General features: G+C 68.8%; 24 protein-coding genes. 10 read left to right on the top strand and 14 right to left on the bottom strand.

The genetic code is table 11. The features are described from left to right. Positions 1–24 precede the first annotated feature (24 nt). Positions 25–555, top strand: a complete 531-nt coding sequence (locus ABD116_RS08860) for a CGNR zinc finger domain-containing protein (protein WP_343966859.1) — start codon at positions 25–27, stop codon at positions 553–555. 32 nt (positions 556–587) lie between these two features. Continuing rightward, on the top strand, positions 588–1,208 hold the full coding sequence (locus tag ABD116_RS08855) for a bacterial proteasome activator family protein (RefSeq protein ID WP_343966854.1): 621 nt from the start codon (positions 588–590) through the stop codon (positions 1,206–1,208). 1 nt (position 1,209) lies between these two features. Here ABD116_RS08855 and ABD116_RS08850 read toward each other — a convergent pair whose 3' ends face one another. Further along, the gene (locus tag ABD116_RS08850; RefSeq protein ID WP_343966852.1) at positions 1,210–2,025 is read right to left on the bottom strand and encodes an HAD family hydrolase; all 816 of its coding nucleotides are present in this window, start codon (positions 2,023–2,025) and stop codon (positions 1,210–1,212) included. 466 nt (positions 2,026–2,491) lie between these two features. Between ABD116_RS08850 and ABD116_RS08845 the strand changes: the two genes are divergently transcribed. Next, complete coding sequence (locus ABD116_RS08845) at positions 2,492–3,133, top strand: WhiB family transcriptional regulator (RefSeq protein ID WP_343966850.1); 642 nt, start codon at positions 2,492–2,494, stop codon at positions 3,131–3,133. 157 nt (positions 3,134–3,290) lie between these two features. On the opposite strand, the gene ABD116_RS08840 is transcribed toward ABD116_RS08845, so the two are convergent. Next, the gene (locus tag ABD116_RS08840; RefSeq protein WP_343966848.1) at positions 3,291–4,085 is read right to left on the bottom strand and encodes an HAD family hydrolase; all 795 of its coding nucleotides are present in this window, start codon (positions 4,083–4,085) and stop codon (positions 3,291–3,293) included. Beyond that, entirely contained in the window at positions 4,082–5,356 is a 1,275-nt protein-coding gene (gene serS, locus ABD116_RS08835) for a serine--tRNA ligase (RefSeq protein WP_343966846.1), read from the bottom strand. Before serS ends, ABD116_RS08840 begins: the two co-directional genes overlap by 4 nt. Before the next feature lie 93 nt (positions 5,357–5,449). On the opposite strand from serS, the gene ABD116_RS08830 reads away from it, so the two are divergent. Beyond that, entirely contained in the window at positions 5,450–7,042 is a 1,593-nt protein-coding gene (locus ABD116_RS08830; RefSeq protein ID WP_343966843.1) for a bifunctional phosphatase PAP2/diacylglycerol kinase family protein, read from the top strand. Positions 7,043–7,265: 223 nt separating this feature from the next. On the opposite strand, the gene ABD116_RS08825 is transcribed toward ABD116_RS08830, so the two are convergent. Next, the gene (locus ABD116_RS08825) at positions 7,266–7,793 is read right to left on the bottom strand and encodes a DUF4446 family protein (protein ID WP_343966841.1); all 528 of its coding nucleotides are present in this window, start codon (positions 7,791–7,793) and stop codon (positions 7,266–7,268) included. A 142-nt stretch (positions 7,794–7,935) separates the two neighbouring features. Between ABD116_RS08825 and larB the strand changes: the two genes are divergently transcribed. Further along, a complete protein-coding gene (gene larB / locus ABD116_RS08820) occupies positions 7,936–8,673 on the top strand; it encodes a nickel pincer cofactor biosynthesis protein LarB (RefSeq protein WP_425552069.1) in 738 nt (245 codons plus the stop codon). After that, positions 8,670–10,430, top strand: coding sequence for a nickel pincer cofactor biosynthesis protein LarC (gene larC / locus ABD116_RS08815; RefSeq protein ID WP_343966839.1), 1,761 nt, complete (start codon positions 8,670–8,672; stop codon positions 10,428–10,430). Before larB ends, larC begins: the two co-directional genes overlap by 4 nt. Positions 10,431–10,511: 81 nt before the next feature. Here larC and ABD116_RS08810 read toward each other — a convergent pair whose 3' ends face one another. The 3 genes from ABD116_RS08810 to ABD116_RS08800 are packed head-to-tail and all read right to left on the bottom strand — an operon-like array spanning position 10,512 to position 13,218. Next, a complete protein-coding gene (locus ABD116_RS08810) occupies positions 10,512–10,862 on the bottom strand; it encodes a cupin domain-containing protein (protein ID WP_343966837.1) in 351 nt (116 codons plus the stop codon). Positions 10,863–10,894: 32 nt separating this feature from the next. Continuing rightward, entirely contained in the window at positions 10,895–12,463 is a 1,569-nt protein-coding gene (locus ABD116_RS08805; protein ID WP_343966835.1) for an MptA/MptB family glycosyltransferase, read from the bottom strand. Then, a complete protein-coding gene (locus ABD116_RS08800) occupies positions 12,460–13,218 on the bottom strand; it encodes a glycosyltransferase (protein ID WP_343966833.1) in 759 nt (252 codons plus the stop codon). The genes ABD116_RS08805 and ABD116_RS08800 overlap by 4 nt, the downstream gene beginning before the upstream one ends. Positions 13,219–13,431: 213 nt before the next feature. Here ABD116_RS08800 and ABD116_RS08795 point away from each other — a divergent pair, with 213 nt between their 5' ends. After that, positions 13,432–14,634: an arginine deiminase gene (locus ABD116_RS08795; protein WP_343966831.1), complete on the top strand. Its 1,203-nt coding sequence runs from the start codon at positions 13,432–13,434 to the stop codon at positions 14,632–14,634. A gap of 229 nt (positions 14,635–14,863) precedes the next feature. On the opposite strand, the gene ABD116_RS08790 is transcribed toward ABD116_RS08795, so the two are convergent. From ABD116_RS08790 to ABD116_RS08775, 4 genes are all read right to left on the bottom strand, one after another. Next, positions 14,864–15,832, bottom strand: coding sequence for a DUF5926 family protein (locus ABD116_RS08790; RefSeq protein ID WP_343966829.1), 969 nt, complete (start codon positions 15,830–15,832; stop codon positions 14,864–14,866). A gap of 45 nt (positions 15,833–15,877) precedes the next feature. Next, complete coding sequence (locus tag ABD116_RS08785) at positions 15,878–16,294, bottom strand: ATP-binding protein (RefSeq protein WP_343966827.1); 417 nt, start codon at positions 16,292–16,294, stop codon at positions 15,878–15,880. Positions 16,295–16,546: 252 nt separating this feature from the next. Further along, the gene (locus tag ABD116_RS08780) at positions 16,547–17,428 is read right to left on the bottom strand and encodes a glycerophosphodiester phosphodiesterase (protein ID WP_343966825.1); all 882 of its coding nucleotides are present in this window, start codon (positions 17,426–17,428) and stop codon (positions 16,547–16,549) included. A 68-nt stretch (positions 17,429–17,496) separates the two neighbouring features. Then, entirely contained in the window at positions 17,497–17,877 is a 381-nt protein-coding gene (locus ABD116_RS08775) for a winged helix-turn-helix transcriptional regulator (protein WP_343966823.1), read from the bottom strand. A 94-nt stretch (positions 17,878–17,971) separates the two neighbouring features. Here ABD116_RS08775 and ABD116_RS08770 point away from each other — a divergent pair, with 94 nt between their 5' ends. Further along, positions 17,972–18,688 (top strand): NADPH-dependent F420 reductase, encoded by a 717-nt coding sequence (locus ABD116_RS08770; protein ID WP_343966821.1) that lies wholly within the window; start codon positions 17,972–17,974, stop codon positions 18,686–18,688. A 126-nt stretch (positions 18,689–18,814) separates the two neighbouring features. After that, on the top strand, positions 18,815–19,786 hold the full coding sequence (locus ABD116_RS08765; RefSeq protein WP_343966819.1) for a zinc-binding alcohol dehydrogenase family protein: 972 nt from the start codon (positions 18,815–18,817) through the stop codon (positions 19,784–19,786). 9 nt (positions 19,787–19,795) lie between these two features. On the opposite strand, the gene ABD116_RS08760 is transcribed toward ABD116_RS08765, so the two are convergent. After that, entirely contained in the window at positions 19,796–20,149 is a 354-nt protein-coding gene (locus ABD116_RS08760) for a 5-carboxymethyl-2-hydroxymuconate Delta-isomerase (RefSeq protein ID WP_343966817.1), read from the bottom strand. Between the two features lie 140 nt (positions 20,150–20,289). Between ABD116_RS08760 and ABD116_RS08755 the strand changes: the two genes are divergently transcribed. Further along, a complete protein-coding gene (locus ABD116_RS08755) occupies positions 20,290–21,219 on the top strand; it encodes a hypothetical protein (RefSeq protein ID WP_343966815.1) in 930 nt (309 codons plus the stop codon). A gap of 53 nt (positions 21,220–21,272) precedes the next feature. On the opposite strand, the gene ABD116_RS08750 is transcribed toward ABD116_RS08755, so the two are convergent. Further along, positions 21,273–22,610: an LLM class flavin-dependent oxidoreductase gene (locus ABD116_RS08750; RefSeq protein ID WP_343966813.1), complete on the bottom strand. Its 1,338-nt coding sequence runs from the start codon at positions 22,608–22,610 to the stop codon at positions 21,273–21,275. Continuing rightward, the gene (locus ABD116_RS08745; RefSeq protein WP_425552073.1) at positions 22,607–23,230 is read right to left on the bottom strand and encodes an ABC transporter ATP-binding protein; all 624 of its coding nucleotides are present in this window, start codon (positions 23,228–23,230) and stop codon (positions 22,607–22,609) included. The genes ABD116_RS08750 and ABD116_RS08745 overlap by 4 nt, the downstream gene beginning before the upstream one ends. Positions 23,231–23,282 lie beyond the last annotated feature (52 nt).

Raw genomic sequence — 23,282 nt, 5'->3', positions numbered from 1 at the left:
GGTCCATCGTGCTGTAATGACATTGTGCATCTCAACCCTTACGGCGCCGACGCGGTCCTGCTGGCCGTGAATCTGGTGACCAACCCGGCGTCCACTGCCATCGAGCTGGCCGAACGCTGCGAGGAGAGTGGCGTCGAGAGCCGGCTGGTGCGGGCCAGACGGGTGACGTCCGCCGACCTCGCCGCGGTACGGGTCGCACTGGACGAGTGGCTTGAGGTCGTCGACGCACCCGACGAGGACAGCCGGGTGCGATTGATGAACGCGATGCTGGCGAAGTACACGGAGCATCCCCGGCTGACCAATCACGCCGGCGACGGTTGGCACATGCATTACCGGCCTGACGGCGTACCGGTCGGACGGCTGGTCGCGACGCTGATCAGCACCGGTACCGCGCTGCACCTGGCCGGCCGCGGCATGTCCAGGCTCGGCCGATGCGCCGCGGACGGCTGCGACAACGTGTACGCCGACCTGTCGCGCGGCGGTCGGCAGCGCTATTGCAGCCCTGCGTGTGCGAACCGTGACGCCGTGCGCAGGCATCGCGCCAAGGCCTCCTGAAGGCCCGAACCCAGCAGACCTAGGATGGGTTCATGAGCGAGAGCAGCGGCGAGAACCAGGGCGAGCGGGAAGCACAGATGACCGGCGCCCAGACCGAGGACGGCAAGATCCTGATCGTCGGTCCGGACGGCATGGCTGTCGAAGGGCCGCCGCGTGACCGCAGCGACGAGCGGGACAACGAGCCGCGCTCGGTGACCGAGCTGGTCGAGCAGCCGGCCAAGGTGATGCGGGTCGCGAACATGATCCGGCAGTTGCTCGACGAGGTGAAGGCGGCACCACTCGACGAGGCCTCGCGCAACCAGCTGCGGGCGATCCACGAAGCCTCCATCAAGGAGCTCGAGAGCGGCCTCGCGCCGGAGCTGGTCGAGGAGCTCGAGCGGCTGAGCCTCGACTTCACCGAGGACAGCACGCCCACCGAGGCGGAGCTGCGGATCGCGCAGGCCCAGCTGGTGGGATGGCTGGAGGGTTTGTTCCACGGAATCCAGACCGCGCTGTTCGCCCAGCAGATGGCGGCCCGCCAGCAGCTGGAGCAGATGCGCCGCGCCCTCCCCGGCGGCCAGGGGATGCCTGCCCCCGAAGAGGGTTCGCCCTTCCCCGGCCCGCCGCAGCCCGGCACCACGGACGGCCCGGGCAGCGGAGGCATGTACCTCTAGCTCACTGGAGGTTGAAGAGTTCTTCGAGGACGGTGGCGACACCGTCCTCGTCGTTTGTGGGGCAGACGACGTCGACCATCGCCAGCACCTCGGCGTGCGCGTTGGCCATCCCGTACGACGTCCCGGCCCAGGCGAGCATCGGCAGATCGTTCAGCGAGTCGCCGAACGCGATCGACTGATCGGCCGTGATCCCCAGCTCAGCAGCGAATTCGGCCAGCATCGCCGCCTTCGAGACCCCGCTCGCGGAGATCTCCACCAGGCTGGTGCCGCCGCTGTGGCTGGCCGTCACCCGCGTCCCGACCAGCGGGCCGATGACGGCCAGCAGGTCGTCGGAATGCCTGCTGGGATGGCGAACCAGCAGCTTCGCGGCCGGTTCGGACAGCAACTCGTCGAGCTGCGCGACCAACGTGTCCTCGGGTTTCGGCCACCGATTGAGATAGTGCGGCTCCTGTCCGTAACGGTCGGTCCGCTCGATCGCGAACTCGACGTCGGGCAGCTCGGCCCGGATCGCCAGCGCGACCTCCAGGGCGACCGCCGGATCGATCAGCGCGGTCCGGATCGCCTTACGCCCAACGACGTCGTAGAGAATGGCGCCGTTGGCAACGATCGCGACACCGTGCGCGCCGACCAGGTCGGCCAGGTCGTGCAGCCAGCGTGGCGGCCGGGCGGTCACCATCACGAACTGGGCGCCGGCTTCCTGCACCGCGAGCACCGCCGCCTTGGTGCGCGGAGAGATCGAACGATCACTGTGTACTAAGGTTCCGTCAAGATCGGTCGCGACCAGACGGGGCGGGCGGACTGCTGTGGGGATCGGCACCGGACCACCGTATCTTCCTGCGACCGAGTCGCCTATACCTCTTCGAGCAGGCCCGGCGCAACCGTTTGGACAGCGCTAAACGTGCAATCTGATTGACCGTTGAACAACGTCATCAGACCGTTACGGCAGGAAGCTGCAAAGGCAGCCAGTTCCCATGCACAGCAGGGTTTCCGCGTGATTTCATGCGGTGGCGAACGGGGAACCGGGGGCGATTCAACCGCGTCCCAGTCCTGTTCCGGATCACCGTCCGGCGCAGCCCCACCCTGGTAAAGACCGTCGACATATCGATGTGGAATTGGGTGCAACCAAATCCGCGTCCACAGCGTCAACAGTTATGGATCGGTGCGTCCCGCGCCGGGACGACAGGGGTGGGTCGGCAACAGATCGGTCCATCAGCTAGTGGGCTCGGGTGTTCGAACGTCATTCACCGTTCGTTCACACGAGTCCTGGAACTTGGGGAGCCACGATGATCGTCAACAGCGCCAAGATAGCGGGGCAAGGGAGCAACGGCTCTCGTGCGGCTGTCGACAGATCTTCCATCCTGGAAGGGACGATGACCGGCTGCACCGCACGCACGGACATCTTCCAGCACCGGTTGATGGAAGAGCCGCCGCCCGCATCGGCGACCCGGCGGACACGGGAACGCTATGACCAGTTGGTCCGTGAGGCCAAGGCCGTCTGCGCGTCCTGCCCGTTGTTCACCGACTGCCTGTTCAGTGCCGTCGCCCAGCACGATGTCAGCGGCTTCGTCGCGGGCACCACGGCTGCGCAGCGCCGCTCGATGCGAAACCTGCTGGACGTCGAGGTCCAGGCAGACGATTTCGACCAGCTCGCCGGAGCGCGGGGCACGCGCCGGCCGGTCAGCCACGAAGAGGTCCTGCGGCTGCGTACGCAGTACCCCAACGACAGCCTGGAATCCCTGGCCATGCGGCTGGGATGCTCACTGTCGACCGTCAAGCGCCACCTGCGCAGGGCCCGCCGGGGACAGAGCCCGGCGACCAAGGCACCGCGCGCCCGCCCGGAGCTGAGCGCCGTCCTGGACGCGTTCGACGCCGTGGTGGACCGGCCCTGCCAGTCACCTCGTCCCGGCACCACCCGCGTCGCCTGACCTGATACTCGGCCCGCCAGCGGACTATCAGTCATTCAAAAGGCCGTGGCCCCTGCTACAGCAGGAGCCACGGCCTTTGCGTCGTACAGCTTGGTTGCCCTGTGAAACTATCTCCGACGGCTATTTCATTGTCGTCGAATAGTTCCTCACGTGAGCCTCAGAAATATCGATTGAGCACCGCGGCGACACCGTCGTCGCTGACCGACTTGGTGACTTCGTCGGCTTTCGCTTTCACTTCGTCGGGCGCCGAACCCATCGCAATCCCGAGCCCGGCGAAGACGAGCATCTCGATATCGTTGCGGCCGTCGCCGAGCGCGAGCAGGTCGTCGGATTCCAGCCCGTACTGCGCCAGCGCGACCTTCAGGCCGGTGCTCTTGTCGACGCCCTCCGGCGCGATGTCGAGCCAGGCGGTCCAGCCGACCGCGTAGCTGACCCCGTGCAGGCCGAGGCGTTCGGCCAGCTGGATGAAGTCGTCCTCGGACTGGTCCGGATCGCGGATGATCAACCGGGTCACGTGCCCCGGCGCCAACTCGGCGTCGGAGACGACCCTGATCCTCACGTCGTCCGAGCCCAGGTCGCCGGGCGGGAACGGCGCGGTCACCCGATAGCCGGTGTCTTCCTCCTCGACCGCCATCCGGGCGTTCGGCGCGTACTTGCGGACCGAGGCGATCACTGTGGTCGGGTCGAAGGTCCGCTCGTCCACCACTTCGCCGGACGGCTGCCGCAGAGTGCGCGCACCGTTGCTACAGACAACAAATCCGGCAGGCAGGCCGAGCAGCTCGGCGACTGGCTGGGTGGTCTGCCAGGACCGGCCGGTCGCCAGGATGATCGGCACCTCGGCAGCGGCCCGGCGGACCGCGTCGACCACGGCGGGCGAGAGCCGCTCGTCGTGGTCGATCAGGGTGCCGTCGATGTCGAGGGCAACGGCCTTGGGCCGCCAGCCATCCGTCATTTGCCCACCGGTTCGAGGACCTCGCGGCCCCCGACGTACGGGCGGAGCGCTGCCGGGACCCGGACCGAGCCGTCCGCCTGCTGGTGCGTCTCGAGGATCGCGACCAGCCAGCGGGTGGTGGCCAGCGTGCCGTTCAGGGTCGCGACCGGACGCGGCCTGCCGTCCGCGTCGCGGTGCCGGATGTTCAGCCGGCGGGCCTGGAAGTCGGTGCAGTTCGAGGTGGAGGTGAGCTCGCGGTACGCGCCCTGGGTCGGCACCCAGGCCTCGCAGTCGAACTTCCGGTACGCCGAGGCGCCCAGATCACCCGTCGCGGTGTCGATCACCCGGTAGGCCAGCTCCATCTTGTCCAGCATCTCCTTCTCCCAGCCGAGCAGCCGCTGGTGCTCGGCGGCAGCGTCTTCCAGGGTGCAGTAGGAGAACATCTCGACCTTGTCGAACTGGTGGACACGGATGATCCCGCGGGTGTCCTTCCCGTACGAGCCCGCCTCGCGGCGGTAGCAGGACGACCAGCCCGCGTACCGGATCGGGCCGGCGGAGACGTCGAGGATCTCGTCCATGTGGTAGCCGGCCAGCGGGACTTCCGACGTACCGACCAGGTAGAGCTCTGGCTCCTCCAGCCGGTAGACGTCGTCGTGGGCGTTCAGGTAGCCGGTGCCGCCCATGATCTCGGGCTTGACCAGGCTCGGCGTGATCATCGGGGTGAAGCCGTTCTCCACCGCCTGGGCGATCGCGAGCTGGAGCATGCCGAGCTGGAGCAGCGCGCCGACACCCTTGAGGAAGTAGAACCGGGCGCCGGACACCTTCGCGCCGCGCTCCATGTCGATCGCGCCGAGCAGCTCGCCCAGCTCAAGGTGGTCGCGGGGCTCGAAGCCCTCGGCCGCGAAGTCGCGGGGCTTGCCGATCTCCTCGACGACGGTGAAGTCCTTCTCGCCGCCGACCGGGGCCTCGTCGGAGACCAGGTTGGGCAGCTTGCCGGCCAGCTCGTTGAAGCGGGCCTCCGCCTCGGTCGCGGCGGCCTCGTTGGCCTTCACCTCGGCGGCGAGCGCCTTGGTGCGCTCGAGCAGGGCGGTCCGCTCGTCGCCCTTGGCCTGGGCGACCTCCTTGCCGAGGCCCTTCTGCTCCGAGCGCAACGACTCGAACGCCGCGATGGACGATCGACGATCACCGTCGGCCGCCAGGACCTGGTCGACCAGGTCGGTACTCTCGCCACGCTTGGTCAGGGACGCGCGGACGACATCGGGGTTCTCACGGAGCAATTTGGCATCGATCACAGGTGCAGGGTATCGGGGCGTGTCAGCGGCGGCGAAGTGTATTCGGGATGATGAGCTGAGACCAGCAGGTCACCTAGGGGGAAATCAGCCGGTATGAACCACCATCCACCGACTCATGTTGGCCGTGCGCTGACGGTTGTCCTGGGTGCGCTGCCGTTCATCGTGGTGACCCTTCTGGTGTTCGGCGACTGGCCGCCGTTGCGGCGCTGGGACGAGTCGGTCGCCGCTCGCGTCGCGACGTACGGCGCCACCCACCCGAGCACGGTGGACGTCTGGCAGGTGATCGGGGCGGTGATCCTGCCGTGGACCTCGCGAGCGGTGATCCTGGTCGTCGCCATCTACCTCTGGCACCGGCGCGCCCGGCTGCTGACCGTTTGGCTGGTTGTCTCGGCAGGGGCCGAGCTGGGGCTGGTCCAGGCGGTCGAGCACATCTTCGAGCGGCCGCGGCCGGCTCAGATGCTGGTCGAGTCCGGCGGCTGGTCGTACGTCTCCGGGCACGCCACCGCCGCCTTCGTGATGGCCGGGGCACTCGGAGTCGTGCTCCCGTCGGTCCGTGGTTGGCGACGGCGCTTCCGGCTGCTGGTGACGCTGCCGACGATCGCGGTGGTTTGGATCGCGTCCGTCGACCGGGTCGCGCTGAACCTGCACTGGGTCTCCGACGTGCTCGGCGGCTGGGCGCTCGGGCTGGGGATCCTGACGGCGACCTCGATCGGTTTCGGGCTGCGGCCGGGGCTGCGGCGACGCCGGCGACGGCTGCCGTCGGACGAGAACGGTACGTCGGTACCGCCGCGGGCCGCTGTCATCGTCAACCCGATCAAGGTGGGTGACGGGGTCGCGTTCCGGCGCAAGGTGACCCGGGCGCTCGCGGTCCGGGGGTTCGACGATCCGCTGTGGCTGGAGACGCGGGAGGACGATCCGGGCAACGCGATGGCGAAGCGGGCGATCGAGAACGAGTCGGATCTGATCCTGGTCGCGGGCGGCGACGGTACGGTGCGGGTCGTTTGCGCGGCGTTGTCGGGTACCGGCATCCCGGTGGGCGTGATTCCGGCCGGCACGGGGAACCTGCTGGCCCGGAACCTCCATATCCCGCTGGATCTGGATGACGCGCTGGAGCGGATCCTGGACGGGCGGGACCGGCGGATCGATCTGGTGAAGGTGTCCGGGGACGGCCTCGACACGGATCATTTCGCGGTGATGGCGGGGCTCGGGCTGGACGCGGCGATCATCACGGGGGCGCCGCCGATCCTCAAGGCGCAGATCGGCTGGACGGCGTACCTGGTCTCGGCGGCGAAGAACATCAACCATCCGTCGGTGAAGGTCCGGATCGTGCTGGACGACGAGGAGCCGGTGGAGCGCCGGGTGCGGACGGTCGTGGTCGGCAACGTGGGGATGCTGCAGGCGAACATCCCGCTGCTGCCGGACGCGCGGCCGGACGACGGGCTGATCGACGTGGTGGTGATCGCGCCGCGGCGGGTGACGCAGTGGCCGCTGGTCTTCTGGCGGGTGATGACGCGGACCAAGCGCACCGAGATGTACCTGGAGCGCTTCACCGGCCGCAAGGTGGAGATCACCGCCGCGGTCGACGTCCAGCGCCAACTGGACGGCGACGGCATCGGCCCCGGCCGAACCCTCACCGCCGAGGTCGAACCCGGCTCCCTAGTAGTCCGAGTCCCCAAACGCCGCTAGCCCCCCTCCCCACCCCGCCTCGCCCGCCTGGCCCGCCTCGCCCGACTCGCCCGCCCGCCCGCTCGCCTCGCCCGCCCGCTCGCCCCGCTCGCCGCCCGCCCGCCCCGCTCGCTCGCTCGCTCGCGACATCTCAGGGGTTAACCCCTGAGATGGTGGGTTGCCCCCTCAGATTCTCGCTGGGCAACCCACCATCTGAGGGGTTAACCCCTCAGATGTGGCGGGGTCAGTGGGGGTCGGGGGTGTCGCGGGGTTGGGCGGCTTCTTTGCGGAGGGTTTCGAGGGCTTCCTCTTCCTCGGGCGAGAGTTTGGCGTCGCTTTCGAAGGACTTGACCTCTTTGGCGTACGAGCGGGCGTCGTTGCGGCTGTTGATCGAGGTGAGGACGACGCCGTCGCCCTTGTCGTCGAGCAGGGCCATCGACCAGGACAGGCGGCCGCCCATGTCGCCGTACGCGTCGTAGCGGACGACCGCGAGGTGCTGCAGCGTCTCGCGGAGTTCGCTGCGGGCGTCCTCCAGCTCCTTGCTCAGCCTGCGCAGCTCGGACTTGACCGTGCCCGGCTTGGCCTCGGGCTGAGCCGGCTGGGGCTCGGTCTGGGACACCGTCTGGGGCTGCGGTTGTGGGGTGGCGGGCAGCTTCGCCGCGGCCTTGGGCGTGCCGGACTGCGCCCTCAGCGCCTGAATGGCGAACACGAGGGCGAGCACCGCCACGAACAGAGCGGCGATCCCGAAAGCACCGGCTAACGTCGAAGACACGCACCGCAGCCTAATGGCTGCGTGGTCAAGCGGCTGCGCTGCGTTGCCCGACGGGTGCCCCACGGCTGCCCCGCGGCTGGCCCGCGGAGCCCCGGCAGGGTCCGAATCGGGCTATTCGTGGTCGGGCACGTAGATTCGCGGGGTGACTCATTCGCCTGACCCCAGCAGCCACAGCAACAGCCCCGGCCCTCTGCCTGGAGTGCACGACCTCGGTTACGCACGCCTCGACACCGACCGCCTGGAACGCACAGGGGACGCCGAGGTGGTCTACGGCGCCGGGAAGACGCCTGAGCAGGTTGTAGAGCTCCTGCGCACCCTGCACGAGACACACCCGGGCCACGCCGTACTGGCGACCCGCCTGACCGTCGAGGCGCAGGAGGCGGTCACCGCCGCTCTGCCGGAGGCAGTAGTCGACCCGGTTGGCCGTACTGCGGTGCTGGGCTCTGCACCTGTGCTGCGAGGGACGGTGGCGGTCGTAGCAGCCGGTACTTCGGATGCACCGGTGGCGGCCGAGGCTGCGACGACTGTCGGGGTGTTCGGGGCCAACGTTGACCTGATCACGGACGTCGGGGTGGCCGGGCTGCACCGGATCATGAGCGCGCGTGAGCGGCTGGATGCGGCCGACTGCCTCATCGTGGTCGCCGGGATGGAAGGGGCGCTGCCGAGTGTCGTCGGTGGGCTCGTGGGGGTGCCGCTGGTCGCAGTACCGACATCTGTTGGGTACGGGGCGTCGTTCGGTGGGGTCGCCGCGTTGCTGGGGATGCTCAACTCGTGTGCGCCTGGCGTGACCGTGGTGAACATCGACAACGGCTTCGGGGCCGGGGTCTTCGCCGCCCGGGTCGCGCGTCGTGCTGCCCCGGCTGAGGTGAAGTCCCAGTGAGAATCGCCTGGATCGACTGCGCGGCCGGCGCCTCCGGCGACATGCTCCTCGGCGCCTTCCTCTCCGCCGGAGCCGACCTCGAGCTAGTCAACGCAGCAGTAGCCGCCGTCGACGCCTCGCTCTCGATCACAGTCGAACGAACCACCCGCCACCAGATCGCCGCTACTAAAGCATCGGTCCGAGTAAGCGGAGAACTCCACCCTGAGAACTTCCCGGACCTGGCGCCGGCTAACGCCGGCGCTTCGGGTCACGTTGAGGCCCTGAGCACGCCCGAACGGGTGGCGGGCGAGGCTGAGCACGGCAGCGACCGCGCCGGTGAGGCGACCGGCCACGAGGCCGATGCCGCCGAGCCCGCTGGTGATGTGCCATCGCTCCGCTCGGCCTCGGCCGGGGAGGTGGGGCACGAACACGGTGAGGCCGATGGCACGCACGCCGCTGGTCACGGGCACGGGCATAGGCACGCTGGTGACGTGCCCGGGCAGGAGCACGGCGAGCACGGAGCCGGGCACGGGCATGGGCATGGGCACCCCGGTGACGCGTCGGAGGGCGACGTCGGGCATGGGCATGGGCACGGGCACGCTGGTGATGCGTCGGAGGGCGACGTCGGGCATGGGCACGGGCACGGGCACGCTGGTGATGCGTCGGAGGGCGACGTCGGGCAAGGGCACGGGCATGGGCATGGGCACCCCGGTGACGCGTCGGAGGGCGACGTCGGGCATGGGCACGCTGGTGACGGGCCCGATGGCGGGGCCGGGGCTGGGCATGGGCATGCCGGGGGCGGTGGGCATACGCGGACCTGGGGTGAGGTGCGGAGGCTGATTGAGGGGGCTGGGCTTTCTGACGCCGTGCGGGAGCGGGCGTTGGATGTGTTCGCTCGGTTGGCTCGGGCTGAGGGGGCTGCTCATGGGGTTGAGCCTGATGAGGTGCACTTTCATGAGGTCGGGGCGTTGGATGCGATCGCGGACATCGTGGGGGTTGCGGCGGCGTCGGTTGCGTTGGAGCTGGATCGGATAGTTGTTTCGACGATCGCGTTGGGGGGCGGGCGGCAGGTTCGCGGGCAGCATGGGGGGATTCCGGTGCCGGGGCCCGCGGTGCTGGCGTTGTTGAGTGAGGCGGATGCGCCTGTGGTCGGTGGTACGGCGCCGTACGAGATGACCACGCCGACTGGGGCGGCGCTGCTCGCCTCGCTGGCGGATGATTTCGGGCTGCTGCCGCCGATGCGGATCCAGCAGACCGGCATCGGCGCCGGCGGGCGCGACCCGGTCGAGGTGCCGAACATCGTCCGGGTGATCGTCGGTGACGCGCTCGATCGGCCGGCCAGCGAACTCGTCTACGAGACCAACGTCGACGACCTCGACCCGCGGATCTGGCCGCAGGTGCTCGCCCGGCTGATGGAGGCCGGCGCGGCGGACGCCTGGCTGACCCCGATCCTGATGAAGAAGGGTCGCCCGGCGCACACCCTGTCGGTGCTGGTCGGCGGCGCGAACGCCGAGGAGGTCCGCTCGGTGATCCTGTCCGAGACGTCCGCGATCGGCCTGCGCGAGTCGTCGGTCCGCAAGCACGCGGCCGACCGCGAGTTCGCCAGCGTCGAGGTCGACGGCCAGCGCATCCACGTCAAGATCGCCCGGTACGGCGGCCAGGTGGTCAACGTGCAGCCCGAGTACGACGACGTCGCCGCGGCCGCCTCGGTCCTGAAGAAGCCGATCAAGTCCGTCCTGGCCAAAGCCATCGCCGCGGGCCACGAACTCTGGAGCTAGCACCAGGTGCTGCGGTGCCGGAGTGGGCAGCGCCGGAAGCCTGCTGGCGCCCGGCACCCTGACGCTGCCAGGGCTGCGCGACTAGGAAGCGTCGGCCGGGTGGGGCAGGTCGGGGTGACGGCCGGTGTAGGGCGGGGCGAAGAAGACGAGGAGGGCTAGGTCTTCGGTGACGTCGACGAAGCGGTGGGGTTCTTCGGCGGGGACGAAGAGGACGTCGCCCGGGCCGATCAGCTCGGTCCGGGACGGGGTGACCAGGGTGGCGCGGCCGGTGGTGACGACGTAGATCTCGTCCTCGCGGTGCGGCTGCTGGTCATCGGTTTCGCCGACCGGGATCGAGTACGTCCCCACCGACAACGACTTGGTCGTCAGCTGATCCACGTAATGGCTCGGCAGCTCGTGCTTGAACTCGCCCGCCCCTGAAATCTTGTGCACCGGCTGAGACTAGGGCACCCAGCCGGATAGCCCTAGGGCGTGGAGACCTTCTGGGCTTCTGGCTTGGCTTTGCGTTTCGGCCAGTCGTACGGCCACCACTGGGCGCCGCCGCGGCGGGCCCAGACGATCAGGCCGATCAGGACAGCGAGCTCGATCGCTGGGCAGACGGTGTCGCGGAGGCGGGTGCTGAACCACTCGAGCGAGTCGGACAGGAACGGCGCCACCTGGCGTGCGTTCGGGTCGCGGCCGGGGACGTAGGCGATCGCGATCATGGTGGTCCGGATGACCATCCACTTGTCCACCTTCGACGCGGCCACCGCGGCCAGCGCGACCCACGCGATCACGTCGTACCAGGGCAGGGAGTACATCGCCGTGACGATCCACGCGATCCCGTAGATGGCGGTGTAGCGGATCGCCTCGGGGGTGTGGTCGTCCGGGTGGGTGCGCGGGACGAGCGACTTCGGGAAGACCTGGGAGAGCAGGATCGCCAGCACGATCAGGCCGACCCAGGCGGCGATCGCGAGCACCGTGCGGACCAGGCCGTTCGGCAGGAACAGGGTGAAGAAGCTGAGCAGCACCTTGTGCGGGGTGCCGGTGGAGATGAAGGAGCTGTTCGAGCGGGCCTGCTGGAGTGCTTCGAGGCCGACTACGGCGTACAGGCCGGCCATCGAGATCGCGCCGCCGATGCAGAACATGATCGCCTTGCGGCGGTCGGCGCGCAGTGACCAGAGCATGGCTACGCCGACCAGGCCGATCGAGAGCTTCGTACAGCCTGCGATGCCGAGCATGATGCCGGCCAGGAGGATGTGTCGGCGGAAGAGCACCAGCGCGATCACCGCGAACATCACTGCGATCGCGTCGTTGTGGGCGCCGGCCAGAACGGTCCAGAGCAGCAGTGGGTTGCCGAGGGCGAGCATGGCGACGCGGCGCTTGGCAGGGAGGCTGGGGCCGACGAGCTTCATCAGCAGCAGGCCGGAGACGATCAGGCTGACCGCGACGGACAGCTGCAGCATCCAGACGGTGAGCTGCATCGAGTCGCCGCCGACCCAGGACGAGAACCACTGGACCCAGGTCGCGATCGGGCCGTAGACGCTCTTCGCGCCCTGCCACGGGCGCTCGGTCGCGGCGATCACCGGGTCGTAGCCGAGGCGGATGGTGTCGGCGGGGGCTGTCGTGTACGGATTGCCGCCGAGCGACATGATCCGGCCGTACGCGGCGTAGATCAGGACGTCGCCGGAGGCCATCGGAGGTACCAGGGTGACGGCGGCCGTAGTACCGATGCCTAGGGCAACCAATCGGTTGACGCGGGGGGCCCAGCCGTTCTTGATCGCCCGTGCTGCAAGGAAAACACCGTAGCCGCCGAGCAGGATCGCGACGTAGATCATCAACGTCACGAGCCAGTCGTTCGGCTTCGTGTTGAACCAGTACGACGGCAGCCAGGCGTGCCGATTGGTCAACGTCAACACCACAACCGAAGGCCCCAGCAACCCGGCAGCAACGATCAGAGCCGTCGACGCCAGATACAAACCGACTGCTCGCTTGCCGTCACGGTCGGCGGTCGGCGAGGCGGCAACCACCTCTTCAGCGTCTTCAGTACTCATTTGCTGGGCCCGCGGGTGGGGACGGCGTTGCGAGCCGACAAGGCTCGGCGGACGTGGAGGTACTGGCGGGCTCGGTGGAGTTGGCCTCGGAGGTCTGTGCCGGTGGCTCGGTGCCGGACGTCGATGGGGACTTCCAGGATGCGGAAGCCTTTGCGGCCCAGGTCGATGCTGAGGGCCGCTTCTACGCCGAAGCCCTGGGCCAGGGGGCGGGCTGCTTCGAAGGCGACTCGGGTGAGGCAGCGTTGGCCGGAGAGGGGTTGTTCGGGAGCCCAGCCGGTGGCTTGCTCGATGCCGGAGCGGGCCAGGCGTACTACGAAGCCGTGGCCGCCCGCCTTGCTGCCGTCGGCGCGGATCTGGGCGGGGAGGGTGCCGATCGTCATGTCGGCACGGCCGGCCAGTACGGGCTCGATCAGCGGCTCGGCGCCGGCCGCGGAGTCGGAGAGATCTGCGTCGAGGAAGAGAAGGTGTCGTGGTTGCGCACCATCTTGCTCCGCCACGGCGGCGGCGCCGGTCTCCATGGCCGCGGCTTTTCCGCGATTCTTCGGGTGCCGTACGACGGTCGCGCCGGCCCGCTCGGCGGCCTCGGCCGTCCCGTCGGTGGAGCCGTCGTCGACGACCACGACCAGGTCGACGCCGGCGATCTTGCGCACCGCGTCGACGGTCGCGACGATCCGCTCGACCTCGTCCTTGGCCGGGATCACGCACGCGACGGATCCCAGCGGGGGCTCGACGGGAGGCAGATCAGTACCGGACACAGCACCGCAGCCTAGTTGTTCCGCAGCCGATCCCCGCCTTCGTACCCGCACCCTGTGGATATCTCGTCCTTTCGACCGATCCCCGGCACCCTCCTCGCCAAGTTGGAAATCCTGCAAAATTGTCGGACAATCAGACAGAATCACGGCAGCCTGCCGCTCACGGCCAGGCTGCCGTAGCTTGGTGGGACGGGATCCGGACGAGAGGGCAGGCAGATGACCGAGGCGTATGGCGTCGACAGCGAGGTCGGGCCGCTGCGAACCGTGATGCTGCACCGGCCGGGCAACGAGCTCCGCCGGCTGACACCACGCAACAACGACAAGCTGCTCTTCGACGGCCTCCCCTGGGTGGGCCGCGCGCAGGACGAGCACGACGCGTTCGCGCAGGTGCTCCGCGACCGCGGCGTCGAGGTGCTCTACCTGCACAAGCTGCTCGCCGAGTCACTGAGCGACCCGGCCGCCCGTGCAGTGGCGGTCAGTGGCGCGACCGAGGATCTGCGACTCGGCGACACGCTGCGCAGCTACCTGCAGGCGAGTCTGACCGCGCTCGACCCGGAGCAGCTGGCCGAGGCGCTGATGGCCGGCGTACGCAACGACGAAGTACGGGCCGGAGGTGGGCTCGTCACGTCACTGCTCGCCCACGAGGATTTCCTGATCGACCCGCTGCCGAACCTGCTGTTCACCCGCGACTCGAGCGTCTGGATCCATGACAACGTCGCCGTCACCTCACTGGCGATGCCGGCCCGCGTTCGCGAGTCGCAGCTGACCGAGCTGATCTACACGTACCACCCACGCTTCGCCGGGGCCGAGAAGGTGTACGACCACAGCCTGGAGCACGTCGAGGGCGGCGACATCCTCGCCCTCGGGCCCGGAGTGCTGGCCGTGGGCGTCGGCGAGCGGACCACGCCGGCCGGGGTCGAGCGACTCGCGCGGCGGGTGTTCGCGAAGGGCCTGGCGCACACCGTCCTCGCCGTGCCGATCGCACAGCAGCGGGCGACGATGCACCTGGACACCATCTGCACGATGGTCGACGTCGACGCCGTGCTGATGTACCCGAACATGGCCGAGGAGATGCGCGCGCTCGCCGTCACCGCCGAGGGCGACGAGCTGCACGTCGCGGAGTCCGAGCCGTTCCTGGTCGCCGCGGCCAAGGCGCTCGGCATCGACACCCTGCGCCGGATCGATACCGGTCTGGACCCGGTCACCGCCGAGCGCGAACAGTGGGACGACGGCAACAACACCCTCGCGCTCGCCCCGCGCGTCTGCATCGCGTACGAACGGACCGTCGAGACGAACCAGCGGCTGGAAGAGTCCGGCGTCGAGGTCATCCGCATCGCCGGTTCCGAGCTCGGGTCCGGTCGAGGCGGCCCGCGATGCATGTCCTGCCCGGTACTACGGGACCCGGTCACCGTCGCCTGACGCATGCAATCAGGCTCCGGATGTGGCAGCGATGCCGCATCCGGAGAGGTACCTGACAACGCAAGTACGAGGGACGACACGCGGAGTGAAATCGGGGGTTGTCGACAGGGCCGGTTATGAGTACTCTTCATGCCTAGGCCCAGGCCCTGTTGCTCCCCCGTCAGCAGGACTTGGGCCGTCCACGTGAAAGGGCCCCGCACTCATCGAGTGCGGGGCCCTTTGTTCTGTCCTAACGGATCGTCAACTGACGGCTGGCCAGACCGGCCCGGGCCGCCCGCTCTTCGGTCGTCAGCGGAGCCTCGGTGGCGAGCGCCTTGTCGAGCGCGACGGCGAACTCACCGGCCGGCTTCTCCAGGTCAGCGGCCTCCGCGTCGGCGGGCAGCTCCCACACCGGCGCCAGTACGCCGAGGGCGCGGAAGGAACCGATCAGACGGCTGCCCTCGGTCAGCGCGGACGAGCCGGCCGCGTGCAGCCGGGCGAGCGCGTCGAGCAGGGTGTCCTCCGCATGCGGCAGCACCCAGCGCAGGTACCGGCGGTCGCCGATCTGGGTCCAGTACGCCGCTTCGACCGACTCCAGCCGTACGGTCGGAGCAGCCGCCGCGTTGGCGCGCTCGAGCCCCGCCGCCACCTCACCGGTCGGGTCGTCGACGTTCTCGCCGACCCAGTAGTCGAAGCCCTCGTGCACCTTGACGGTGATCGGCTTGGAGGTGTCGATCAGGTCCTGCAGCCGCGGACCGTCCTTGAGCAGGTCGCCCAGCTGGATCGGGTTGCCCGGCTCGGTCGCCAGCGCGGCGGTGATCGCGTGCGCGACGTCGCGGCTCGGGTCACCGGACGAGGCGTGCGTCTGCAGGCCGATCCAGATCGTCTCGTCGTCGCGGACCAGCCCGGGCATCGCCATCGGCAGCAGGGTGACCAGGTTGACGGTCTTGCCCTTGTGCTCGCCGGCCAGCGTGACCTCCGCCGTACCGGCCGGGACGATCTCGCGGAAGGCGATCAGGTCGCACTCGGACGGCAGGCCCTCGAACGGGCGGACCACGAAGCTGTCGGCCGCCTGCGCCTTCTCACGGCCGTGGCACTGCTTGAACCGCTTGCCGGAGCCACACGGGCAGGGTTCGCGCGGGCCGACGTCGACCAGGTCGGCCGGGTCCAGCGTGACGGTCGTGGTGTTGTTGGCGCGGTTGCGCGACTTCTTTCCCATACCCCGCAGTCTTGCAGTACCGGGCTACCGGTCACCAACTCGCGGTCAGCGCGGAACGAGGGCGTACACGGTACGCCGGTGCTGAGCGGTCCGGACGCCCCATTCGGACGTCAGCACGTCCACGATCGCCAGGCCCCGGCCACCGACCGCGTCGGGGTGCGCGTCGGCGATCCGGCGCGGCTCGGTCTCACCACAGCCGTCGACCACCTCGAGGTGGATTCCGGCCTTGTCGATCCACCAGGCGGCACGCACCTCACCACCCGGCAGCGGCGGCGCGTACCGGATCGCGTTGGAGAGCAACTCCGAGAGGACCAGCTGCGCGTCGTCGCAAGCGTGCTCTGTCACCCGGTGCCGCTTCAGATAGCCGGCCAGACGGCGGCGGGCGTCCGCTACCGCGGACACTTCATGCGGCAGTACGACGTCCACAACACTCACGTCGGCGGGCAAGGTCGCAGAGGACAAGCAGGGTCTCCTCAAGTCGGAACAACACTCCCACTTCTGCCCCCGATCGGGCGTCCGAAAACACCCTTGCGTATTCCGTTACATAGCGGCGCCGAAGTTCACGCGTTTAGCAGAGAAACCGAGACAATTCGGACGGAATTGAACGTCCAAATAACAGCTCGCATTCGGCCCGTCACGCAGAAGGACAAAGTGAGACGCACTGCACAAACGCTCCGCAACCGGCTTCGCTCGAATGAGCGCGAACCGGAGTGGTCAATCGGGTCGGTGGGAGCGCCGCAGCGGCAGGTGGAGCTTGCGGCGGGAGGGCTGGGCCGGGAGGGCCGGCGAGGTCTGCGGAGGGGTCGCCAGCGTCTGGATGGCCAGCTCCGGGCGGTCGCTGATCAGGGCGTCGACGCCGATGTCCTGGCAGTGCCGGACGTCCTGCTCGGTGTTCACGGTCCAGACGTGCACCTGGTGGCCGTGTTTGTGGGCGCGATCGACGTACTCCGGGTGGGCGGTGACGATCTCCAGGCTCGGACCGGCATACGAGACCCCCGTGGGCAGGGAGCCGTCGCGGAAGCGGAGCGGGACGCGGTCCATCAGCAGGACCGTGCGGAGGCCGGGCGCCAGGACGCGCATCCGGCGCAGTGAGAGCCAGGAGAAGCTCATCACCCGGATGGGCGACTCCGTGCCGATCTTGGGGTGGGCCCAGCCGAAGCGGTCGAGCATCTCGATCAGGCGGCGCTCCACGAGCCCGGCGTACCGGGTGGGGTGCTTGGTCTCGATCGCCAGCTCCAGCGGTCGGCCGGCGTCGCGTACGGTCTCCAGCAGCCGCTCGAGGGTGAGCACCTTGGTGAGGTCGGGGTCGGGCAGCTCGGCCTCGTCGTCGAGCTCGGCCCAGGGGTTCTTCCACGAGCCCCAGTCGAAGCCGTCCAGCTCCTCCAGGCTCATCGTGGACAGCACCCCACGCCCGTTGGAGGTCCGGTCGATCCGCCGGTCGTGGACGCAGACCAGGTGCCCGTCAGCGGTCAGCCGGATGTCACACTCCAGCCCGTCCGCTCCGGCCTCGACGGCCCGGCGGTACGCCGCCAGCGTGTGCTCGGGACTGACTTCGCTGGAGCCACGATGGGCCACCACGCTGGGGCGTTTCGCCATGAGCCAACTCTGACACGCTCACTCGTCAACAACTCCGGCAGGCGCGCCCAACGCGCTCGCCCCGGCGGCTAGGCCCGGGCGGCCGGAGCCGCGTGGGTCGCCGGGGCGGCCGGGAGGATCGCTTCGCCGTTGTCGGCGGCCCATTGTGCGAGGGCTGCGAGGGGGCCAGCGGCTAGTGAGGAGCCTGTGGGGGTCAGCTCGTAGGCGACGCCCCGGTGATCGGCGGGCACCGCCGTGCGGGTGATCAGGCCGTGCTTGGTGAGTCGTGCGAGGGCCTGGCTGAGGACCTTGTCGCTGACCCCGCCGATACCTGCCAGGAGGTCGCGGCGGCGCGTAGTACCGCGCCTGAGCGCCATCAGGACGAGCGGGTCCCAGGTGTGGGCGATCAGCTCGGTCGCCTGCCGGAGTCTGCAGTCCGCCACGAAGGTCTCACAGCCGCCGTTGTCCACCTCTCGATTGTCGCAGGAAGTTCCCTACCGATCGGTCGGAGAACGGTCCCTAGCGTGAATTGCAGAAAACTGGACAAGTGGAGGATTTGATCAAATGAAGATTGCCTTTCTGGGGACCGGGAACCTGGCCGTTGCACTCGGCAAGGTGTGGGCGGCGGCCGGGCACGAGATCTTTGTCGCGGGACGATCGTCGGACAATTCGGCAAAGGCCGCCGCGGCGTTCTCCGGTACGCCGATCGCGCCGGCCGGGCTGGCCGCGGTCGCCGATGTGATCGTGGTCGCGGTGGCGTGGGAGGGGCTGGCGCCGATGCTGTCGATGGCTGGTGCTCCGGACGGGGTTTTCGCCGGAAAGACGGTGATCGACTGCACCAACGCCGTCGACTACACCACCGGCCGGCTGAAGCCCGGGACCGGCTCGGCTGCTGAACTGGTCGCCTCGCTCGCACCAGGCGCACACGTGGTGAAGGCACTGCACCTGTTCGCCGGAACGTCCTGGCCAGGCCGACCCAACGCCGCGCGAGGCGCCGGGGCGGTGGGCGAGGCCGGGCCTGTGGGCGAGGCCGGGGCGGTCGGCGGGGCCGGGGCGGCGGACGCCTCGGGTGGGCGGGCGGTTGTGGCTGTCTGCGGCGACGACGGAGGTGCTCTCGAGGTTGTCGGGGGCCTTGTGCGGGACCTCGGAGGCGAGGTGGCGGTCGTCGGTGACCTGGGTAGTGCCCGGCAGTTGGAGGAGGCGGCTGGGTTCGTGATGCGGGTGGTGGCCGCTGGCCACAACCCCCGCTCGGCCGTCCCCGATGTACCGAACGACAGGTAGTGCACCCCGTACGCCGTACACATCGGCTCCGGCCCCGCTCAAGTGCACTAGACGCCATCGCGGACATCCTGTCCTTGGGTACGGGAGGGGCGGGCGGGCGTCGGGGACACTGGATGGGTGACCACCATGCGAGCAGTTGTGTTGACCGAGCCTGGGCCGCCGGAGTCGTTGAAGGTCAGCAGTGTGGAGCGGCCGGAGCCGCGGGCCGGGTGGGTGCGGATCAAGGTCGAGGCGTTCGGGCTGAATCGGTCCGAGTACCACCTCCGGGCGGGGATGGCGACGAACGCGAAGTTCCCGGTCATCCCGGGGATCGAGGCGACCGGCACGGTGGACCTGGCGCCCGGTGGCGAGTTCGCGGTCGGGCAGCAGGTGGTCGCGATGATGGGTGGGATGGGGCGCGAGTTCGACGGCGGGTACGCGGAGTACACCGTCGTACCGGCCGGCTCGGTCGTACCTGTGACCACCGACCTCGACTGGGCGACGCTCGGCGCCTTGCCGGAGATGCTCCAGACGGCCCACGGCTCGCTGCACACCGGGCTCGGGATCCAGGCGGGCCAGTCGATCCTGGTGCGGGGCGGTACGTCGTCAGTCGGCGTCGCCGCCGCCGTACTGGCCAAGGAGCAGGGTCTGACGGTCTTCTCGACGACCCGGAACCCGCAGCGGCTGGAGATGCTGCGCGAGCTCGGCGTCGATCACCCACTGCTCGACGACGGCAACGTCGCGGCACAGGTCCGCGAGATCCTCCCCGACGGCGTCAACGCGGCCCTCGAACTGGTCGGTACCAACGTCCTCCCCGACACCCTCAAGGCCACCGCGGTCCACGGCACCGTCTGCTTCACCGGCATGCTGAGCGACGCCTGGACGATCCCCGACTTCTACCCGATCGGCTACCTCCCGAACGGCGTCCGGCTCACTGCCTACAGCGGCGAATCCAGCGACCTCCCCGCCACCGCCCTGCAGCGCTATGTCGACTTAGTTGCCGCAGGCAAACTCCCGATCCGGATCGACCGCGTCTTCGCCCTCGACGAGATCGCCGAGGCCCACCGCATCATGGAAGCCGGCGAAGCAGTCGGCAAACTGGTGGTCCGGGTCAGCTGACTTCGCCCGTCAGCGGACTTGTTTGTGGTAGTTGGCGAGGTCGCGGATCTCTACGGTGAGCTGGATGTTCAGGTCCGGGGTGGGCTTGAGGTGGTCGGTCAGTAGCGCGAGGACGAGTTCGGCCAGGCGGTCCTTGGTTTCCGTGTCGCGGCCCGGCAGGAGCGCGATCTCGAGGTGGATCATCGCCTCGCCGGGGTTGCCGTCGGCGATGACGGTCTCGCCGGTCGGCCGGAAGCGGGTCTTGAAGGCGGGTACGGTGCTGCCGATCACCTCGGCCGCCGCGGGATGCAGCGCCAGCGCAAACCCCTGCCGGTCGAACGCGTCCGTCAACGACTCCGAGTACTCAACTCTGATCTGAGGCATGCGACCCATTATCCAAGGCCCCGGCCGTTGCAGGTTGATGCAATTCGGGCGATGGGGGTGGCGCTCGCCGGTACGGTGTGCCTGACATTCGGCGATGCGCGGGGGCTCTGCGGCATCGCGACCAAGGGAGAACTCTGCTGATGAGGATTCGTCGATTCGCTCTCGCAGTAGCCGGGCTGAGCCTGGCCGCGGGCGCTGTGGGGGCCGGCCAGGCCACTGCCGGAGTACAGGGCAAGCCCGGGCCGAATTTTGCGGCAGCCGGTAAGGCGCAGGCGGCGGGGCCGTGCGACGTACAGGTCGGCGCCGTGGACAGCACCGGACAGGCCAGCGCAAACAAGATCTATGCGACCAAACCGCTCAGCGCAGGCGGGCCGATGGACTTCAAGTTCTTCCCGATCCGCGCCAGCGCCACTTGGTACTACACGGGTGTCAACACGCCCAAGTCGTACTACAGCGCGTACGTCCTGCAGGGCTCGAACCTCTACCTCGCCAGGGCGAACTACGAGTTCGGCGATGCCACTGCACCGACAGCCAAGCGGGTCGGCACCGGTTGGGCCGGGTTCAGCACCATCGCGACCTCCAATGTGCTGGGCTCCAAGGGACACAAGTTCCTCTACGGCCTGCACGCCAACGGTTCGCTGTACCGGTACAACGTCACCACCGGCGCGGTGAAGTCGTACGGGTCGGCCCCTGGCTACGCGGGATTCAAGGCGATCACGGTGATCTCCGAGACGGCTGGGTACGACACCCTGCTGGCCAGCACCAAGGCCGGTGCGCTGTGGACCATTCACATCCCGGTCACCGCGCCGTTCAAGGCGACCCTCAAGCTGGTCCGCTCGACCGGTTTCAAGGCGTACGACTATCTGGTCGCCCAGCGGTGTGGCTCGAGCAGCACCATGCTCGCCGGGCTCAGCAAGACCAGCCAGGTGGCGACCGCCTACGCCGTCAGCCACGCCAACGGCACCAAGACCGTGATCAACCCTCTCGGCACTATCGAACTTCACTCGAAGGCCAGCAGTGTCCGTCTCCTCCGCACAGGGAGCGACGGACCGCAGCTGCTCGGCGAGTGACTTCCTGAGGTAGTTGCCCACCGCGTCCTGGAGGAGACGCGGTGGGCAAGTTCTTAGCTGACCGCTTCTTGTAGGGATTTCGTGCGGCCGGCTGGGCGGGCGAGGCCGTAGTGGTCTCGGAGGGTTGTGCCTGTGTAGTCCGCGCGGAACAGGTCGCGGGCTTGCAGGATCGGGACCACGTGGTCGGTGAAGACCTCCAGGCCGGACGGTAGGACGGCGGGCATGATGTTGAAGCCGTCCGCGGCGCCGGCATCGAACCATTCCTGGATGGCGTCGGCGACCTGCTCGGGGGTGCCGCTGAAGGTCCGGTGGCCTCGGCCTCCGCCCAGGCGGCCGATCAGCTGGCGGACGGTGAGTTTCTCGCGACGAGCCAGCGTGACGATCAGCGTGTAGCGGCTCTTGGCACCTTCGATCTCGTCCTCGTCGGGGAGGTCGGAGGGCAGCTGCTGGTCGAGCGGGAGATCCTCCGGCTTGACCCGCAACGTCTTGGCCAGTTGCCGGCGGGCGTACTCGGGCTTGATCAGGTCGTCGAGTTCGCGTTCCAGACGCAGCGCCTCGGCCTCGGTGTCGGCGATTACCGGGACGATGCCGGGGAGGATCTTCAGCGTCGACGGGTCACGGCCGAGCGCCGCAGTACGGGCCTTCAGGTCGCTGTAGAAGGCCTGCGCGTCTTCGAGCGTCTGCTGCGCGGTGAAGACGGCCTCGGCGTACCGGGCTGCCAATCCCTTGCCGTCCTCGGACGATCCGGCCTGGACGATCAGCGGATGGCCTTGCGGTGAGCGCGGCAGGTTGAGGGCGCCGTGGACCTGGAAGTGGCGGCCGACGTGTTCGATCGGCTGGACCTTGGCGTCGTCGCCCCAGATACCGGACTCCTTGTCCGCCAGCGTCGCGTCGTCCTCCCACGAGTCCCACAGCTTGTACGCGACCTCCAGGAACTCAGCCGCCCGGTCGTACCGCTCCGCGTGCGCTGGTTGGTCGGCCAGGTTGAAGTTCTTCGCCGCCTCCGGCCCGGCCGTGGTGACCACGTTCCAGCCCGCGCGCCCGCCACTCACGTGATCGACGCTCGCGAACCGCCGCGCCAGGTTGTACGGATCGTTGTACGTCGTACTGGCCGTAGCGATCAGCCCGATCCGTGAAGTGGCCGCCGCGATAGCGGTCAACAGCACGGTCGGCTCCAATGCACCGGCCGGCCGACGCCCGATGTCGCCGATCAGCTGCGGCGAATCGGCGAAGAAGACCGAGTCGAACTTGCCGCGCTCCGCGATCCGGGCGAGGTTCTGGTAGTGCGCCACGTCCGTGTTGGCGACCGGGTTGCTCTCGGGCAACCGCCACGAGGCCTCGTGATGCCCGGTGCTCATCAAGAACGCGTTCAGGTGCAGATGACGGGTCACAGCGAAACTCCCAACGCATCGAGAAGTCTGGTACGAACGGCAGCGAACCCGGGATCCGCCGGACTGCGCGGCTCGGCGAGCTCGATCGGCTCCTCCGCGACGATCCGGCCCTCGTCGAGCACGATCACCCGGTCGGCGAGCACGATCGACTCGTCCACGTCATGGGTGACAAGCAGGACGGCCGGCTGATGCGCGGCGCAGAGTTTCCTCAACAGGACATGCATCTTCAGCCGGGTCAGCGCGTCGAGCGCTCCGAACGGCTCGTCGGCGAGCAGCAACGCAGGCTCGCGCACCAGCGACCGCGCCAACGCGACCCGCTGCTGCTCGCCACCCGACAGTTCGTTCGGCCAGGCCTTCTCGCGCCCCGCCAACCCCACCTCGGCAAGGCTTTCCCGTCCCCGCTCCTCGGCGCCGCGCAAGCCCAGCACGACGTTGTCGAGAACCCGGGCCCAAGGCAACAATCGTGAATCCTGGAAGACAACGGAGACGTTCGCCGGTACGACGAGTTCGCCAGAACCCGCGACGTCGTAGTCCAGCCCGGCCAGCGCCCGCAGCAAGGTGCTCTTGCCGGAACCACTCTTTCCCAACAGGGCAACGAACTCGCCCGGTTCGATGCTCAGATCGAGGTCGCAGAGAACGGCGCGGTCGTCATAGCGTCGAGTCAGTCCACGA

This window comes from Kribbella koreensis (genome assembly GCF_039525325.1).
GTDB classification, from domain to species: Bacteria; Actinomycetota; Actinomycetes; order Propionibacteriales; family Kribbellaceae; genus Kribbella; species Kribbella koreensis.
This window is presented reverse-complemented; position numbering and strand designations above follow the sequence as displayed.

What these genes read in the sequence shown, in the direction of transcription:
- ABD116_RS08855 (WP_343966854.1), top strand. Translation starts at nt 588, where the DNA reads ATGAGCGAGAGCAGCGGCGAGAACCAGGGCGAGCGGGAAGCACAGATG.
- ABD116_RS08845 (WP_343966850.1), top strand. Translation starts at nt 2,492, where the DNA reads ATGATCGTCAACAGCGCCAAGATAGCGGGGCAAGGGAGCAACGGCTCT.
- ABD116_RS08840 (WP_343966848.1), bottom strand. Translation starts at nt 4,085, where the DNA reads ATGACGGATGGCTGGCGGCCCAAGGCCGTTGCCCTCGACATCGACGGC.
- ABD116_RS08830 (WP_343966843.1), top strand. Translation starts at nt 5,450, where the DNA reads ATGAACCACCATCCACCGACTCATGTTGGCCGTGCGCTGACGGTTGTC.
- ABD116_RS08805 (WP_343966835.1), bottom strand. Translation starts at nt 12,463, where the DNA reads ATGAGTACTGAAGACGCTGAAGAGGTGGTTGCCGCCTCGCCGACCGCC.
- ABD116_RS08795 (WP_343966831.1), top strand. Translation starts at nt 13,432, where the DNA reads ATGACCGAGGCGTATGGCGTCGACAGCGAGGTCGGGCCGCTGCGAACC.
- ABD116_RS08790 (WP_343966829.1), bottom strand. Translation starts at nt 15,832, where the DNA reads ATGGGAAAGAAGTCGCGCAACCGCGCCAACAACACCACGACCGTCACG.
- ABD116_RS08780 (WP_343966825.1), bottom strand. Translation starts at nt 17,428, where the DNA reads ATGGCGAAACGCCCCAGCGTGGTGGCCCATCGTGGCTCCAGCGAAGTC.
- ABD116_RS08770 (WP_343966821.1), top strand. Translation starts at nt 17,972, where the DNA reads ATGAAGATTGCCTTTCTGGGGACCGGGAACCTGGCCGTTGCACTCGGC.
- ABD116_RS08765 (WP_343966819.1), top strand. Translation starts at nt 18,815, where the DNA reads ATGCGAGCAGTTGTGTTGACCGAGCCTGGGCCGCCGGAGTCGTTGAAG.
- ABD116_RS08760 (WP_343966817.1), bottom strand. Translation starts at nt 20,149, where the DNA reads ATGCCTCAGATCAGAGTTGAGTACTCGGAGTCGTTGACGGACGCGTTC.
- ABD116_RS08755 (WP_343966815.1), top strand. Translation starts at nt 20,290, where the DNA reads ATGAGGATTCGTCGATTCGCTCTCGCAGTAGCCGGGCTGAGCCTGGCC.